15 protein-coding genes and 1 pseudogene are annotated in these 15,369 nt (G+C 71.7%); 11 read left to right on the top strand and 5 right to left on the bottom strand.

The annotated features are described in order from the left end of the window. Window positions 1-146: 146 nt before the first annotated feature. The 3 genes from EMA17_RS40330 (at window position 147) to EMA17_RS40320 (ending at window position 2,979) form a co-directional block, all read left to right on the top strand. The gene (locus EMA17_RS40330) at window positions 147-1,508 is read left to right on the top strand and encodes an MFS transporter (RefSeq protein ID WP_281290593.1); all 1,362 of its coding nucleotides are present in this window, start codon (window positions 147-149) and stop codon (window positions 1,506-1,508) included. A 123-nt stretch (window positions 1,509-1,631) separates the two neighbouring features. Next, window positions 1,632-2,033 (top strand): DUF3224 domain-containing protein, encoded by a 402-nt coding sequence (locus tag EMA17_RS40325; RefSeq protein ID WP_126642207.1) that lies wholly within the window; start codon window positions 1,632-1,634, stop codon window positions 2,031-2,033. 154 nt (window positions 2,034-2,187) lie between these two features. Next, window positions 2,188-2,979, top strand: coding sequence for a sugar phosphate isomerase/epimerase family protein (locus tag EMA17_RS40320; protein WP_126642206.1), 792 nt, complete (start codon window positions 2,188-2,190; stop codon window positions 2,977-2,979). A 26-nt stretch (window positions 2,980-3,005) separates the two neighbouring features. On the opposite strand, the gene EMA17_RS40315 is transcribed toward EMA17_RS40320, so the two are convergent. After that, window positions 3,006-3,443: a MerR family transcriptional regulator gene (locus tag EMA17_RS40315; RefSeq protein WP_126642205.1), complete on the bottom strand. Its 438-nt coding sequence runs from the start codon at window positions 3,441-3,443 to the stop codon at window positions 3,006-3,008. A 63-nt stretch (window positions 3,444-3,506) separates the two neighbouring features. On the opposite strand from EMA17_RS40315, the gene EMA17_RS40310 reads away from it, so the two are divergent. The 4 genes from EMA17_RS40310 (at window position 3,507) to EMA17_RS40290 (ending at window position 6,266) form a co-directional block, all read left to right on the top strand. Further along, on the top strand, window positions 3,507-4,121 hold the full coding sequence (locus EMA17_RS40310) for a hypothetical protein (protein ID WP_126642204.1): 615 nt from the start codon (window positions 3,507-3,509) through the stop codon (window positions 4,119-4,121). A gap of 255 nt (window positions 4,122-4,376) precedes the next feature. Beyond that, the gene (locus EMA17_RS40305) at window positions 4,377-5,210 is read left to right on the top strand and encodes a hypothetical protein (RefSeq protein ID WP_126642203.1); all 834 of its coding nucleotides are present in this window, start codon (window positions 4,377-4,379) and stop codon (window positions 5,208-5,210) included. 49 nt (window positions 5,211-5,259) lie between these two features. Next, a complete protein-coding gene (locus EMA17_RS40300; RefSeq protein WP_126642202.1) occupies window positions 5,260-5,493 on the top strand; it encodes a hypothetical protein in 234 nt (77 codons plus the stop codon). A gap of 293 nt (window positions 5,494-5,786) precedes the next feature. Further along, the gene (locus EMA17_RS40290) at window positions 5,787-6,266 is read left to right on the top strand and encodes an HIT family protein (RefSeq protein ID WP_126642201.1); all 480 of its coding nucleotides are present in this window, start codon (window positions 5,787-5,789) and stop codon (window positions 6,264-6,266) included. A 49-nt stretch (window positions 6,267-6,315) separates the two neighbouring features. On the opposite strand, the pseudogene EMA17_RS54720 reads toward EMA17_RS40290, so the two are convergent. Further along, window positions 6,316-6,493, bottom strand: a pseudogene (locus EMA17_RS54720) (dihydrofolate reductase); the annotation flags it as partial. A gap of 205 nt (window positions 6,494-6,698) precedes the next feature. On the opposite strand from EMA17_RS54720, the gene EMA17_RS40280 reads away from it, so the two are divergent. Next, window positions 6,699-8,147: an amidase gene (locus tag EMA17_RS40280; protein ID WP_126642200.1), complete on the top strand. Its 1,449-nt coding sequence runs from the start codon at window positions 6,699-6,701 to the stop codon at window positions 8,145-8,147. 210 nt (window positions 8,148-8,357) lie between these two features. Here EMA17_RS40280 and EMA17_RS40275 read toward each other — a convergent pair whose 3' ends face one another. Continuing rightward, window positions 8,358-8,765 carry a hypothetical protein gene (locus EMA17_RS40275; RefSeq protein WP_126642199.1) on the bottom strand — a complete coding sequence of 136 codons (408 nt, stop codon included), beginning with the start codon at window positions 8,763-8,765 and terminating at the stop codon, window positions 8,358-8,360. Window positions 8,766-8,987: 222 nt separating this feature from the next. Between EMA17_RS40275 and EMA17_RS53045 the strand changes: the two genes are divergently transcribed. After that, window positions 8,988-9,470 carry a hypothetical protein gene (locus EMA17_RS53045; protein WP_174861508.1) on the top strand — a complete coding sequence of 161 codons (483 nt, stop codon included), beginning with the start codon at window positions 8,988-8,990 and terminating at the stop codon, window positions 9,468-9,470. 186 nt (window positions 9,471-9,656) lie between these two features. Here EMA17_RS53045 and EMA17_RS40265 read toward each other — a convergent pair whose 3' ends face one another. Next, a complete protein-coding gene (locus EMA17_RS40265) occupies window positions 9,657-10,517 on the bottom strand; it encodes a helix-turn-helix domain-containing protein (RefSeq protein WP_126642198.1) in 861 nt (286 codons plus the stop codon). Between the two features lie 271 nt (window positions 10,518-10,788). Here EMA17_RS40265 and EMA17_RS40260 point away from each other — a divergent pair, with 271 nt between their 5' ends. Continuing rightward, entirely contained in the window at window positions 10,789-12,375 is a 1,587-nt protein-coding gene (locus EMA17_RS40260) for an MFS transporter (protein WP_126642197.1), read from the top strand. Here EMA17_RS40260 and EMA17_RS40255 read toward each other — a convergent pair. Beyond that, window positions 12,312-12,875: a CGNR zinc finger domain-containing protein gene (locus EMA17_RS40255; protein WP_170222338.1), complete on the bottom strand. Its 564-nt coding sequence runs from the start codon at window positions 12,873-12,875 to the stop codon at window positions 12,312-12,314. The two genes, EMA17_RS40260 and EMA17_RS40255, sit on opposite strands and share 64 nt — an antisense overlap. A 59-nt stretch (window positions 12,876-12,934) precedes the next feature. Here EMA17_RS40255 and EMA17_RS40250 point away from each other — a divergent pair, with 59 nt between their 5' ends. Next, entirely contained in the window at window positions 12,935-14,296 is a 1,362-nt protein-coding gene (locus EMA17_RS40250) for an MFS transporter (RefSeq protein ID WP_126642195.1), read from the top strand. The last annotated feature ends 1,073 nt before the right edge of the window (window positions 14,297-15,369 follow it).

Genomic DNA, 15,369 nt, shown 5'->3' with positions numbered 1-15,369 from the left:
TCGGATATTCCGAACGGAGCGTACGGTCGGGCCGGTCGAGTCGAGACCCGAGGTGGACGGACAGTGGTGCGCCGCGATCCCCGGCCTCTCCGGGATCGTTCCCCACCGCCGCCGCACGCCAGGAGAACCCTCGATGACCGTCGTCGATTCACCCGTCGCGACCCCGCACACCATCACCTCGAGGTCGCACCCGGGCCCTGATCGGGATCTCGCTCGGCTACTTCATGGTGTTGCTCGACATGACCGTGCTGTCCGTGGCCGAGCCGGACCTGGCCCGGTCGCTGGGCGGTTCGGTGGCGGGGCTGCAGTGGACGGTGTCCGGGTACACGGTCGTCTTCGGCGCGCTGCTCCTGACGGCGGGGGCGGTGGCCGACCGGTTCGGCGCGCACCGGGCGTTCCGGGTCGGCATCGTCGGGTTCGGCGTCGGTTCGCTGCTGAGCGCGGCGGCGCCGAACCTGTGGACGCTGGTGGCGCTGCGCGGGCTGCTCGGGGTGGCCGCGGCCGCCTGCGTACCGGCGTCGATGGCGATGATCACCCGGCTGTTCCCGGTCCCCGCCGAGCGGGCGGGAGCGGTATCGGTGTGGGCCGCGCTCAGCGGCGCGGCCCTCGCGGTCGGCCCGCTCGCCGGCGGCCTGCTCGCGGACGCGTACGGCTGGCGCGCCATCTTCCTGATCAACGTCCCGATCGCCGCCCTCACGTTGGCGCTGACCGCCGGCCGCGCGGTGCGGTGTCCCCGGGGCGAGCGGCCGATCGACCGGACGTCCCAACTCGTCGTGTGCGTGGCGCTGGGCCTGGCCACCGACGCGCTGATCGCGGCCGGGTCGGGGTCCGGGACGCACGCGGCGGGCTCGGGGGCGGCGGCGGTGCTCGCCGCGCTGCTGTTCGTCCGGGCCGAACGGCGCAGCCCGCACCCGGTGCTGCCGGCCGCCGTGTTGCGCTCGCGCGCCACGAGGTCGGCGCTGCTCGCCGGGGCGGCGGTCAACTTCGCGATGACGGGGCTGCTGTTCGTCCTGCCGCTGCTGTTCCGGCAGAACCTGCACATGTCGCCGATGCGGACCGGGGTGGCGTTCCTGCCGATGACGCTGCCGTTCGCGGTGAACCCGCTGCTGACCGGCCGGATCGTGGCGCGGTCCGGGCCCCGGGCCCCGATGCTGGCCGGGCTGGGGCTGCTGACGTCGGGCTGCGTGGTGTTCGCCGTCGCGGTGCTTGCCGACCTCGGGTATCCGGTGCTGGCGATCGGCCTGGTGTGCACCGGTTTCGGGGTGTCCTTCGCGCTGCCCGCACTGGTCGGCACGGTGATCACCACGGCGCCGGAGGGCACCGCCGGCGCGGCCGGCGGCCTGTTCAACGCGGTCCGCCAGATCGGCGCCACGGTCGGAGTCGCGGCGATGGGCGCGTTCGTCGGCGTCGACGGCACGACGGGCGCGGACGATTCGGCCCGGGCCCTGCTGCTGCCGGCCGCGCTGTGCGCGGTGACGACGGTGCTGGTGGCGCGGCGGCGGGATTGACCCGCGGGCGCCCGGCCCTCCCCGGGTGTCGGCCCCGTATGCAAGGCTGCGTGCGACCGACGGGGTACGGAATCCTCATTCTTCCGACTGCTTCCGAATGCTTCCAGAAACGAGGGCCGCACAATGGGCACGGGTACGACCGCCACCGGGACATTCGACCTCACCTCCTTCCGGCCGGAGGCGATCGACGACGCCCCGGGCGCCGCACTCGGCCGGGTCACCATCACCAAGGTGTTCGCCGGCGACCTGGCCGGCGAGGGCACGGTGCACATGTCGTCGGTCATGGACGTCGAAGGCGCCCCCGCCGCCTATGTCGCGGTGGAACGCTTCACCGGCGAACTGACCGGCCGCAAGGGCTCCTTCGTCTTCCTGCACTGCGCGCCGGGCACCGCCGGCGAGGAACTGGCGATCCGGGTGGTCGCGGGCAGCGGGACGGACGAACTCGCCGGGATCACCGGCTCGCTGGAGATCGCGCGAACGGAGGACGGCGGTCACACGTACGTCCTGGACTACACACTCGGCTGACACCCGGCTCCGACAGTCGGACGCGGGGGACACACCTCGACGCACCGGTGTCGCCTTGACCCGGGGGCGGAGGAGACCTACGCTCCGAAACAGAAATGGGAAAGCGCTTTCCACGTCGACCGTGCCACCCGCCGGGCGAAAGATTCGAGGACACGTGAGCACACCCGAGCATCCGAGGTGGGCCTTCAGCACCCTCGGCGCCCCCGGTCGGCCGGTGCACGAACACCTCGTCCGCGCCCTCCGACACGGCTGCACGGGCATCGAACTCCGGGTCCACCAGGACGAGTTCGTACACCTGGACCTGCCTCCGACCGAGCGCCGGGCAATCCGCGCCCAACTCACCGACGCCGGCCTGGCCGTACCGTGCCTGGCCGGCTACGCGGGCATCTGCGCACCCACCCCCGACCCGGTCGTCCTCTCCACCATCGACCGCCTCCTCGACCTGGCCTACGACCTGGGCGCATCGGCCGTCCGCATCTTCCCCGGCGGCACCGGCGAGGGCGACACCGAACGCGCCCAACGCAGGCTGGCCGCCCTCCTCCCCGACGCCCGCGCACGCGGCGTCACCATGCTCATCGAAACCCACGACTCCCACCCCACGGGCACGGCCGTCGCCACCCTGGTCCGCCCCTTCGCCGGCGCGGTCGGGGTGATCTGGGACGCCCTGCACCCCTGGCGCCACGGCGAACAACCCCCCGAAACCGCCCAAGCACTCGCGGGTTTCCTGCACTACGTGCAGATCAAGGACGCGGCCTCGACGGTGGACACCACCCCGGTCCCCCTGGGCACCGGAGCCGTACCACTGACCACCATCGGCACCACCCTGCGAAACCACGACTGGCGAGGCTGGATCTCCCTGGAGTGGGAAAAAGCCTGGTACCCGGAAATCCCCACCCTCGACGAGGTACTCCCGGGCGCAGCCGAATGGGTGGACACGTACTTCTGACCCCGGCTCGGCAAGTGGTTCCGTGTCTATGCCGGGGCGGGCGCAGGACGCCAACTCACCCGGTCGACAACCTCACAGAGCTTGCCGGGAGAGGCGATCTCCGTCAGGAAGCCGCGCAGTGTGGCCACTCGACGCTCGGCCTCGTCCATCAATTCCTGAGCGATCCCGGCCCAGTCGTCAGGCTGGGGGTCGGGGGGCAGGGTGGCGAGCAGTTCCGCGATCTCGCGCACGGTCAAGCCGACACCCTGGGTCAACTTGGCCACCTTGATCCGACATGCCGCCGACTGATCGAACACCCGGTGGTTGACGCTGGTCCGTTCCGCCTTGATCACGCCGTAGCGCTCGTAGAAGCGCACCGCCGAAGTGGCGACCTCCGACTCCCGAGCGACGTCGCCGACAGTCAATCCGGCTTCGCGTGGACCAACGGTCTGCGGCGCATCGGTCGGAGTCCCGGTGTCTGCCATGACGGCACTCTCCCACCGCCGAGCCCTTGCCTTCAACAAATGTTCAACACGCAGAGTGGGGGCATGACCGATCAGCGGAACCAAACCCGAGCAATGCGGCCGACACACGTTGCCACGCACCATGACGATGCCACGGCGCGAATCGACAGCTGGTGGCGTTTGCCCACGGCGGCAGCGGCGGACGAGGCCGCTCGCGGCGCGCTGGAGGTGATGCCCCGGACCGACGGGCTGATCCGGTTCTCGGTGCTTCGCTCGCCGACGGAACCGACGCTGTTCCTCCAATCACTGTGGACCACCGCCGCCGCACGCGACCACTACGTTCACCACGTCGCGCCGATCCCTGGCGCGGCGGTCAACAACCGGGTCCCCGATATCGAGCGGGACCGGTCGCTGACCGAGATCGTCGCCGTGGTGGCGCACGTCGACACGGTCGCCGAAAAGTGGATGACGCGGCGGCTTCCCGCCACGGACGAGGCGGGCGTCCAAACGCTGGTGAAGCAGCAGACGGCCCGGCTGCGCGCCGAGAATACGTCGGGCCTGGTCCGCGCCACGCTCGGGGTCGGCCGCGACGAGGACGGAAATCCGATCGAGGTCATCGTCATCGAGGAATGGTCCGGCTCGACGCACTCGGACGTTCTCGCCTACGAGCCGTTCGGGGCCGTCGCTCCGACGACCTAGTGTCCTGCGCCGGCAATTCGATCGGGACATGCGGCGAGGCACTTCTCGGGCGAACCCTCGAAACGCTCCCGGCGATCGCTCCGCCCCACCCCCACCCCCCAACCCCACTCGAAAGCGCTGCTCACCCGAACAGTGGGCCCGCGCCCTCGGGCTCCGGCGTCGGAAAAGCGGTGGCGCCGCCGCGCCCGGAGCGTCACAGTGTCCTGCGGACCCCACAGCCCGGGGCCGTCGGAACATGCACGGGAGCAGCCGGATTTGACGCAGCACACCCCCTACGACGCCGCACGCGCCACCTTTACCCGAGCGGCACTGGCGCGCCTGGTCCTGAGCCACGCCGGCGTCGGGCTCGCCGAGGGGGCGGCGAACCTGGCGATCACCCGGTTCGACGACCAGACGGGCCTGGGCGGACGGGTCAGCGAGGCCGTCGCCCTGCGGGAATACGCCGATCACCTCCTCACCCGCGCGGTGATCTTCGAGCGCGAGCGGGGCAGTTCGTGGGAGGACATCGCCCACTTCCTCGGCACCGACGCGGCCCGTGCCCGCGAGTGCTTCGCGCCTGCCGTCGAGCGGTGGGAGCGGGCGTTCGAGGAGCCGTACCGGCTGGATGGGACCGGCCGCAAGCGCGTGCCCCAACTGCCCACCGCCGCCTACGACCCCGAGACCGCGTGCCGGCAACTCGACCTCACCGTGCGCCTGCGCACGTACTTCGACGACCCATATCCCGTCAGCGGAGCACTCCGCGCCGGCCCTTCGCCCGACGGAACACCGCCGCCGGACTATGCCCTCGACGGCCGGATATCGCGCGGGAACCTCGGCTCGTTCATGCATCTCCTGGCCCGGTTCACGGACGCCGACTTCGTCCCGACCGACTGGGACGCCGTGGTGGCGTGCGTACGGAGCACGGACGAGGACGACTTCGCCATGTGGGACACCCACTCGATGGAGGGCTCGACCGCGTCTCTCCACGTGCACGTCGCTACCGTCACTCGTGACAAGGACCTCGTCGACGTCGTCGTCACGGGGGCGACGGACGCCAAACTACGGCTGCGGATCGACACGCTGTTCGCGGCCTTGGGCCCGGACGCATAGGGCTCCACCCTCGCGACGGGAACGAACCGGCACCGGAAGCGACTCCGCCGTGAGCGCACGCGCTCGGTCGGACACACCGGTCGCCGAGGGGTGGAAGAACACCCCGGTCGGTCGGCCCGCCCAGAAGCTCGCCCGATCGCCAAGTCTCGTCGAATCGGCGGACAAGCCGGCGATCGCGGGCCCGCGTCCGATCGCGCCGTGGAACATCCCGACATCCCCCGGCGAACACGCGGCGTTGGAAGGTGAGTTCGCCGAGCGGTCGCCCGGATCCGGGTTCGAGTGATTCCCATCCGCGGGCGATGTCGACCCCGATCCCGACGCCATCGACGCGCACCCGGTCCGCAGCGGCCTGCCCGCCATCCTGCGGGCCCCTTCGCGCCCGGCCACACGGCACGCCCGCAGTCCCGTTGCTCCGGGCCGAGTGCGCGAACCCCGCCTCCCCGTCCTCGGCGTCCCCGAATCGTCCCTCCCGGCCGAATTCCCCGCCCCGGACCAGGCACGCCGCGCATCGCATCGGCCCGATCAGGAAAGGGACTTCCCCTCTCGCGGTTTCGCGCGCCGCCTACGCTCGGGGGCATGACGACACCTTCCGAGACCTGCTTCTCCTGTCGGCAGGACGCCTTGTACGACACCCTCCCGCCCCGCGAACGCATCGTTTCCGACGCGCTGTGGAGGGTGACGCACGCGGTCGGCACGAGCCTGCCGGGCTGGCTGGTCCTGGTCCCTCGGCGCCATGTGACCTCGATCGCGGACCTGACCGATGACGAGGCTGCGGGTCTGGGACTGTTGCAGGTCCATGTGTCGCGGGCGCTGCGGGAGGTGACCGGTTGTGCCAAGACCTACGTGGCACAGTTCGCCGAGAAACCCGGGTTCGAGCACGTGCACTTCCACCTGGTGCCCCGCATGGCGGGCCTGGCTCCCGAATTGCTTGGGCCGAGCGTGTTCGCCCTGTTGAACCCGTCCGAGGCGGAGCGAGTGCCGACCGCGGAGATGGACCGCGTGGCCCTCGCGATACGCAGGCATCTCGGATCGGTGCCGATCACGTCAACGCCGTGAGCACGGCGGCGGACCGGTGGGTGCGGCCCGTCCCCGCTCGGGTCGGTCGACGGCGCACCCGATAGCGCACGCGAAGCACCCGGTGACTCCGGATCACCACGTCGGGATCCTCCGGCAGGTGCTGCGCGGGGGCCGACCCGATGTAGCGCTTCCCGGACCCGCACGCACACGACGGGTACGACGTCCATGCGCACCTCGTCGATCAGACCCGCGGCAAGCATCCGGCCGTCGGCCGCGTCCGAGTGGCGTGTCCGAGTGGCGTGTCGGGAGCCGCGGAGTGCGGGACGAAGCCGCTGTCGAAAGTGACAAAGGCCACACGCCGAATTGATCGCAAACGCACGTTAGTCTCGGCCTCGACCGGCCCTGAACTGGGCTTTTGTGTCGGCCGCAGTGGTGTGATCGCTGCGGTTCGGGCTTTTTCCGGAGGTTCGCATGACCGATCTGGCATTTCGTTCCGCAAGCCGACTCGCCGCCGCCGTCGCGGCGAAGGAGGTGTCGAGCGTCGAACTGCTCGACCACTACCTCGCCCGGCTGGAGCGGCTCGGCCCGAAGGTCAACGCCATCGTCGCCCGGGACGAGGAGGGCGCGCGAGCCGCGGCACTGGCGGCGGACCGCGCGGTCTCGCGTGGCGAGCCGCTGGGCCGGCTGCACGGCGTTCCGGTGACGATCAAGGACAGCCTCGAGGTCGCGGGCATGCGGACCACCGGGGGCTCGACCCGCTGGGGACATCACGTCTCGACGCACGACGCCGAGTCGGTCGCACGGCTCAGGAACGCGGGAGCGATCGTGTTCGGCAAGTCCAACCTGCCCGCCGACGCCCGGGACTGGCAGACCCACAACGAGATCTACGGAACCACGAACAATCCGTGGGACCCGACCCGCGGACCCGGCGGTTCGTCCGGCGGGTCCGCCGCGGCAGTGGCCGCGGGACTGACCGGCCTGGAACTCGGCGGCGATACGGCGGGCTCGATCCGGGTGCCCGCCCACTTCTGCGGCGTCTACGGACTGCGCCCGTCGTACGGGATCGTGCCGAGGTACGGCAGCGTCTCGGGACACGCTCCCGGGACACTGGCGGACTTCGACATGGCGGTGCTCGGCCCGCTCGCCAGGCACGCCGACGACCTCGATCTGGGTCTCGACGTCCTCGCCGGGGCGGATCACGAACGCGCCCCGGCATGGCGACTGGAACTGCCCGCCTCCAGGGCCCGCACGCTGCGCGAGTTCCGGGTCGCGGCCTGGCTCGACGACCCGTTCTGCCCTGTCGACAGCGAGTTGGTCGCGATCATGCGGGCGGCACTGGAAGCGGTGCGGGCCGAGGGCGCCTCCGTGGTGGAGGGCGAGGGGCCGGTCGGGCTCGACGAGACGATGGCCCTCTATCAGCCGTTGCTGATGGCGCAGAGCGGGTTGGTCGAGTCCGACGAGTCGTATGCCGGGCTCGTGGAACTCGCCGCGACGGAGGGGACGACGGGCGGGTTCGCGTCGGACCTGACGATCAGCTTCCGGGGCTGGCACGCACTCGACGAACGCCGGCAACACTCCCGCCGCCGCTGGGCCGAGTTCTTCCGCGACGTCGACGTGCTCCTGTGCCCGGTCAGCCCGACGGCCGCCTTCCCGCACGACCATCGACCCGACCCCGCCTGGTCGGTCCGGACCCTGCGGGTCGACGGCGGCGACCGGCCGTATCGCGAGATGCTCACATGGATGGCGCCTTCGGCGGTCAACCACCTGCCTGCGGCGGTGGCGCCCGTCGGGGCGACCCGGGACGGGCTTCCGGTCGGCATCCAGGTGATCGCGCCCTACCTGCACGACCGCACGGCGGTCCGGTTCGTGCAGTGCCTCGCGAAGGCGATCGGCGGATTCCGCCGTCCACCGGGTTTCTGAGCCCCGCCGGCCGATCACGGCCGGGCACGCCCCAGTTCTCGCGCCACACCGAGGGCCGGTTGGTCGGTCGGCCGGTCGGTGTGGGCGTTGTCGCGGATTGCGGCGGTCGGCGCGAGAAGCCGTCGCGGAACGCGGACGACGACACCGGCCGAGCTTCGTCCGTCGTGGCGTTCGGACCGTGTCGTGTCCGGGGTCAGCCGACCGCGGCCTTCAGGGCGGCTTCGTACGCCTTGTCCTGGCGGGCGTGAGAGTCTGCGTGATCCGCAGGAGATAGCCGCCTCGCACACAGTCGTACTCGCGCATGGTCGGCATGCCGAGGGCGGCGGTGATCTTCCGGATGTAGTCGGCGCGTTTCCGGGCTGCCGCCCGGTTCGGCCGGACTTTGATGCCGCCGCCGCGTGAGATGTCGCCCGGCGTGTCGACCGCGTCGGCGAGGTTGACGCGGGTGTCGACGAATCCGACCTTGGCCGAGTACTGGCCGGGACGACCGAGTTGGTGGTTCGGGTCGGTGGTCTCGTCGAACACGGTGATCTCGCCGATCGCCTGGCCGCCGGCCTTGAGCTTCTCCGCGAGCTGTTGTGCGGTCATCGCGTCGGCGGCGGGTGTGGTGATGCACATCCGGGAACTCGCTCGACCGCTGCCGCCCGCGACGTCTGCCCAGGATGTCGGACGCCGTACACCGTTCGAAGCACTGCGCGAGCATGACGAAGTCGGGGAGCCCTCCGGCGGATTCGACCCGACCGCCCGCCCGGCCGGGCCGCACGCCGTCCCACTCGCGCGAACCCCGCCCTCGACGCGCCGAACCGAAGCGGGCCGGGCGTGGGCTGAATACCCTGGGCCATGCCATCGATCAGACTGAACAACGACACCGCCGCGATGCTGGCCATCTGGGTCGAGCCGTGGGGCACCGACCACTGGATGCGACCACACGAGAAGTTCACGCTCCTCACCGGCGACGGTCCCGAACCGGATCCCGACGATGTGCCCTTCGACGTCGTATTCCACGACGAGGGTGTCAGCGTCTGGGTCAACGGCGCCTACGAGGCCACCGTGCACGACGAATCGGGTGCCGAGGTGTCGTGCGGACACCAGCGCCCGCTCGACGTCATGCGCGCCTGGACCGAGTCGGCCGAGGCGGCGGCGGTCGCCGACCGCCCGTATCTCACCCCGGAGATCCGGGAGATGGCCCGCCGCCACGCCGAGGACATGCGCCGCGCACTCACCGAGGCCGAGGCCGCCGCCGCGACCGGGGCCGAACCGGTGGCCGAGGTCGAAACGGAGTCCACCATCCCGAACGGAGTCGACGCGACGGCCGGACACTGATCAGCCGAAAACCCGGGCAGCCAAGAACCTGAGTACAGGAGTAGAGGAGAACGGGAGAACGGGAGAACAGGAGAGCAGGAGTACGCGAGAACCCAAGCGCCATGGCCCCGAACCCGCCGACGCAAGACCCCTCCCCGCCGGCGCCCGCACAGCGCCGAGAACCCCACCCCCGGGCCGCCGGCCCCCCTAGTCCGTGGCCTCCGGCCGGACCTTCGTGGCCAGTTCGGACAGGCCCCGCAATACCCGGCGGCCCTCCTCGTCCGGCGCCTGCGGTTGGTAGATGGTGATCCGCTGGCCGCCCTCCATCCGCAGCACCTCGAACGCGAGGGTGATCTCGCCGAGTTGCGGATGCCGGTACGTCTCCTGGTCACTACGCCGACGACGTACGTCGTACCGCTGCCACTGCGCCGCGAACTCGGCGCTCTCCTCGGTGAGTTCGTCCACCAGAGCGGCCAACTCCCGGTCTCTGGGGTCGGCGGCGAGCAGCGAGCGCAGTTGCGCCGTGGTGCTGAGCGCGGCCCGCTCCCAGTCGGCGAACAACTCCCGTGCCATCGGGTGCAGGAACAGGTACCGGATGCTGTTGCGCCGCTCCGGCGCCCAGTCGGCCAGCCCGGGCAGCAGCGCGAACACCTCGGGGTTGGCGGCCAGGATGTCGCTGGTCCGGCTGAGCAGGTACGCGGGCCAGGGTCGGACTCGCTCCAGGAGCGCGCGGATCCCCGGCCGTACCTCCCGATCGGCGGGCGCACCGCCGGCCGGCACCCGTTCCGCCGCGTGGTTGGCCAGGGCGTACAGGTGCGCGTGCTCCTCCTCGTTCAACCGCAGCGCGCTCGCGATCCCGTCCAGGACCGCACCACCGGGGTTGTTCTCGCGGCCCTGCTCCAGGCGCGTGTAGTACTGGATGCTCAGCCCGGCCAACGCGGCCAGCTCCTCCCTGCGCAACCCCTGGGTACGCCGAAGTCCGGTGCCGGCGGGCAGCCCGACATCGCCCGGCTGGAGCCGGGCGCGGCGGGCCTGCAGGAACTCTCCGAGTGGATGTGGTGATGTCACCTCTCGATTGTCACAAAGCCGGGGTCTCGGTGCGTATCCCCCACGGGGACAGGCACGGCCGCAGGCCGAGCAAAGGGACCGCGACGGCGCGGTGGCACCGGCACGGGGACGACCGTGCCGCCACCCATCCCGGCACCGCGCTCACCATTGGCGCGAATGACACGGCCTTCATGGCGACCCACGCACGCGCGAAGCTGACAGCACCGCCCCGGGTCCGGCTCCCGACCCGACCCGACTCGACTCGACTCGCAGAACGGACGTGCCCGCCGCCATGCCCCCGACCGATCCGCTTCCGCACCCGATACCCTCGCCCCCACGCCGCCGATCCGCCGGACCCACCCCCGAACAGGCCGGGTTCGGGGCCCGGTTCACCGCGGCCGCCGCCATCGGATCGGTCCTGAATCCGATCAACTCGTCCATCATCGCGATCGCGCTGGTGTCGATCGGCCGGGCGTTCGGCGTGGACGCGGGGGCCACAACGTGGCTGGTGTCGGCGTTGTACTTGGCCACCGCGATCGGGCAGCCGACGGCCGGGCGGCTCGCGGATCTGTTCGGGCCCAGGCGGGTGTACCTCGCCGGCATGGCACTGGTCGCGCTCGGCGGGCTGGTCGGCTTCGTGGGCACGTCGATCGGCATGCTCGTGGTCGCGCGTGTGGTGCTCGGGCTGGGTACGTCGGCGGCCTATCCGGCGGCGATGACGATGGTGCGCCGGCAGTCCGAACGCCTCGCCCGGCCCGCGCCGGGAAGGGTGTTGAACGCGCTCGCGGTGGCCGGGCAGACCACGATGGCGATCGGGCCGCCACTGGGCGGGCTGTTGATCGCGGTCGGCGGGTGGCGGACGATGTTCCTGATCAACATCCCGCTCGCGGCGATCGCGGCCGGGTTCGCGGTGTTGTGGCTGCCGGCGGACGAGCCTCGGCGGCGTACCGGTTCGGCGGCGCGGGAGCTCGATCCCCCGGGCCTGCTGCTGTTCGCCGCGACGTTGACGAGCGTACTGCTGTTCCTGATGCGGCCCGCCGCGTCGAGGTGGTGGCTGCTCGCGCTCGGTCTGGTGGCCGGATCGATGCTGACCCGTTGGGAGTCGCGCGCGCCCTCGCCGTTCCTGGACGTGCGGATGGTGGCCCGCAACGGCGCGCTGACCAGGACATACCTGCGGCAGGCGGTGGCGATGGCCTCGACCTACTGCTTCATCTACGGCTGGACCATGTGGCTGGAGCAGAGCGCGGGCCGCTCCGCGTCGGCCGCCGGGCTGCTGATGACGCCGTCGTTCGTGGTGGCCGCCGGGGTCTCGGCCGTGGTGACGGGGCCGGGGCTGCGTACTCCCCTGCTGGCCGGTGCCGGCGTACTGACGGTGGGCAGCGCGAGCCTGTTGCTGCTGCGCGCCGACTCGCCGCTGTGGTTGCTGATCGTGGTGAGCGTCGTCTTCGGGCTTCAGAACGGCCTGGCCAACACGACCAACCAGCGGGCGATGTTCCGCCAGGCGCCGGCCGCCGCGACGGGCACGGCGGCCGGGCTGCTGCGTACCTTCTCCTACCTGGGCGCACTGGCGTCGGCGAGTCTGATCGGCACCACCTTCGGCCCCCGGGCAACCGACGCGGGGCTGCACCATTTGGCCATGATCCTGACGGTGATGTCGGTCGTACTGGTGGCGGCCACGGCACTGGACCCGGCGCTGCGTCGGGGGCGGGGTGCCAGGGGGTCGGGTGCCGAGGAGTTGCATGCCGACGGGCCGGATGCCGACGGGTTGGGTGTCGGGGAGCCGGAGGCCGGGGAGCCGGGTGCCGAAACGCCGCCCTACGCCCGGGCGCGGCGGTGGGCGGCCACACGTTCGCGCGTGGCGCAGCGGCGGGAGCAGTAGCGGCGGGGCGGGCCGCCGCCTTCGTCGACGAAGACGTGTCGGCAGGTCGCCGACGTACAGACGCCGCCGGGTGGACGTTGCCGGTCCCACAGCAGCATGGTCAGGGCCAGGCAGGACGAGGCGAGGAACCATTCGCCCCACGGCGCGTCGTCGTCGCGGTCGAGGTGCGGATGCCAGGGACTGCGGCCGGCGTGCGAGGTGAGCCGAAGCCTGCCCCGACCCCGACGCAGCAGGCGATTGAGCGCGTCGGCGGCGACGTCGACGTCCTCTGCGGCGAAGACCGCACGCAGCAGCAGGGCGGCGGCATGCAGGTCGACGACGTCGGTCGCGGTGAGCTCGATCGGATCGGACTCGCCGTGTTCGCGCAGGAGTTCGGCCAGGGCGGAGGGGGACGGGTCCGGCGTCGGGTCGTCCGCCGTCAGCGCGTTGACCAGGGCGACCGTGCGTCGGGCCACGGCCTGTACCGAATGGCGGGTGGCCCGCTCGTCAGTCGAGTGCAGCACCTGTCAAATGTAACGCATCTAGCCAATGATTGGGTTACCTACGTAACGTGCCAGTCATGCAAAAGCGTTACGGAGGAGTATGGTCCTACATCGCCGGAGCGGCGGCCGCACGCACCGGTGACGAGATGTCGGGCCCGGCCCTGCTGCTGGCCGGCCTGGCGGCCACCGGCTCGGCCGCCACCGCCTCGGCACTACTGGCCGCCGTCACCGCGGCGGCGGCTCTCGGCGGTCCCGTCTTCGGCGTACTCCTGGACCGCTCCCCCCGACCGGGTCGCCTGTTGACCGCCACGCTGGCGGGCTACGCGGCGGCGCTAGGGGCGATCCTGGCCACGCTGGGCCGAACCCCGATCGCGGTCACACTGCTGATCGCCCTGACCGCAGGACTGGCCGGCCCGGCCCTGACCGGCGGCTGGACGTCCCAGCTGCCGCGCGTGGTCGCACCATCCGACCTGCCACGCGCGACGACGTACGACGCCATGACATTCAACCTGGCCGCCCTGACCGGCCCGGCCCTGGCCGGGATCGTCACGACCCTGGCCGGAGCACGGTTCGCGGTAACGACCGCGATCGTCCTGATCTGCCTGGCCCTGCCGGCGGCCCGAGCACTACCACCGGCCCAAGCCCAGATGCCGGCCCGCACGCAGGTGCCGCGGAGGCACGTGCCGCCACCACCGACCCGGGCGTCGCCCGCCAATCGCAGCCATGAGCCCCGGGAGCCCTCGAACCTGCCGGCGGCGACCCGCCCCCACGTGCCCCCGAAGCACTCGTCGGCCCCGTCGATCGGCGCCGACCTCGTCGCGGGCTTCCGGGCCATCGTGGGATCACCGTCCCTGGCCCGGGCCACGGTGGCGTCGATGTTGTCCTGTGTCGGACAGGGCATCCTGCTCGCCGGCAGCCCACTCCTCGGCGAACGGGCCTTCGGCTCGGCCGCCCACGGGACGACCCTGCTCTCACTGCTCGCCGCCTCGGCGTTGACCACCAACGCGCTCCTGGCCCGCCGGCCGCACGCACTGCGCCCGGAGACGGTGATCCGGTACAGCACACTGATCCTCACCGGCGCCCTCCTGCTCGCGGCAACGGCCCACCCGATCCCACTGATCGCCGCGATGCTGCTCGCCGGCACGGCCGAAGGCCCCCAGCTCACGGCCCTGTTCACGATCCGTCACCGCGAAGCCCCCGAAGGCCTACGCAGCCGCATCTTCACCACCGGCGCCAGCCTGAAAATCACCGCCTTCGCCCTCGGCGCAGCCCTCACCGGCCCTCTGCTCACCCACTCCCTCACCACAGCCCTGGCCACAGCGGCGCTCTTCCAAATCCTGGCCACACTCAGCCTCACCGAAAGAACCCAAAAGCCACCAGCAGGCACCGGACCAAACCCCGAGCCCGAGCCGGAGCACGAGCCCGAACGCGACCGGTGATCACTCGAAACCCGCCGAGTGCCGCCACACGCTCGAAGCCCGGCCATGGCAATCGGCCAACTCAGGACATGTGGGATGCCAACCACCCTGCGCCGACCACGCCGACATCCCCGACCGAGGCCGAGTAGATCGGAGACCCGGCGAACGTTGCGCTGTTGGTTACGAGATACCGGTGCGGGGCGGGTCCAGGTCGTGGTGTGGGCCGCCGCCGCCGGCGTACGGGGCTCGGAGACTTGGGGCTTCCGACGAGACGGATGCGTGGGTCGGCGAAAACCGGCCCGCAGCGGCAGGCAGGGAGGGCGGTCGGGTCGAGTCCGCCGGGGAGCGTTCCCGAGTAGGCGGGTCATCCTCGGCGGGCGTTGCGCCTTGGGTCGCGGGCCGACTGGTCCGGGTCGTGAGACGGGCCGCCGCCGGCGTTCGGGGCTCCGGGCCGGAGGGTTCCCGACGACAGGGGTGCGTTGCTTACCGAAAAGCGGCCTGCAGCGGCAGGCAAGGAGGGCGGTCGGGTCGGGTTCGCCGGGGTGCCTTCCCGAGTAGGCAGGTCATCCTCGGCGGACGTTGCGCCTTGGGTCGCGGGCCAGCTGGTCCGAGTCGTGAGGCGGGCCGCCGCCGGCATGCGGGGCTCGGGGACCCGAGGCTCCCGACGAGACGGGTGCGTTGCTCACCGAAAACCAGCCTGCAGCGGCGGACAGGGACGGGGTCGGGTCGAGTCCGCCGGGGAGCGTTCCCGAGCAGGCAGGTCATCCTCGGCGGACGTTGCGCTTGTGGTCGCGGGGTCTGGTGCGGGGCTGGTCCGGGTCGTGGGACGGGCCGCCGCCGGCGTTCGGGGCTCCGGGCCGGAGGGTTCCCGACGACAGGGGTGCGTTGCTCACTGAAAAGCGGCCTGCAGCGGCAGGCAAGGAGGGCGCTCGGGTCGAGTTCGCCGGGGTGCCTTCCCGAGTAGGCAGGTCATCCTCGGCGGGCGTTGCGCCTTGGGTCGCGGGCCGGCTGGTCCGGGTCGTGAGGCGGGCCGCCGCCGGCATGCGGGGCTCGGGGACCCGAAGCTCCCGACGAGACGGGTGCGTTGCTCATCG

It is taken from the genome of Embleya hyalina, from assembly GCF_003967355.1.
Lineage (GTDB): Bacteria > Actinomycetota > Actinomycetes > Streptomycetales > Streptomycetaceae > Embleya > Embleya hyalina.
Note: the sequence above shows the minus strand (reverse complement) of the source record. Positions and strands in the feature narration are given on the sequence as shown.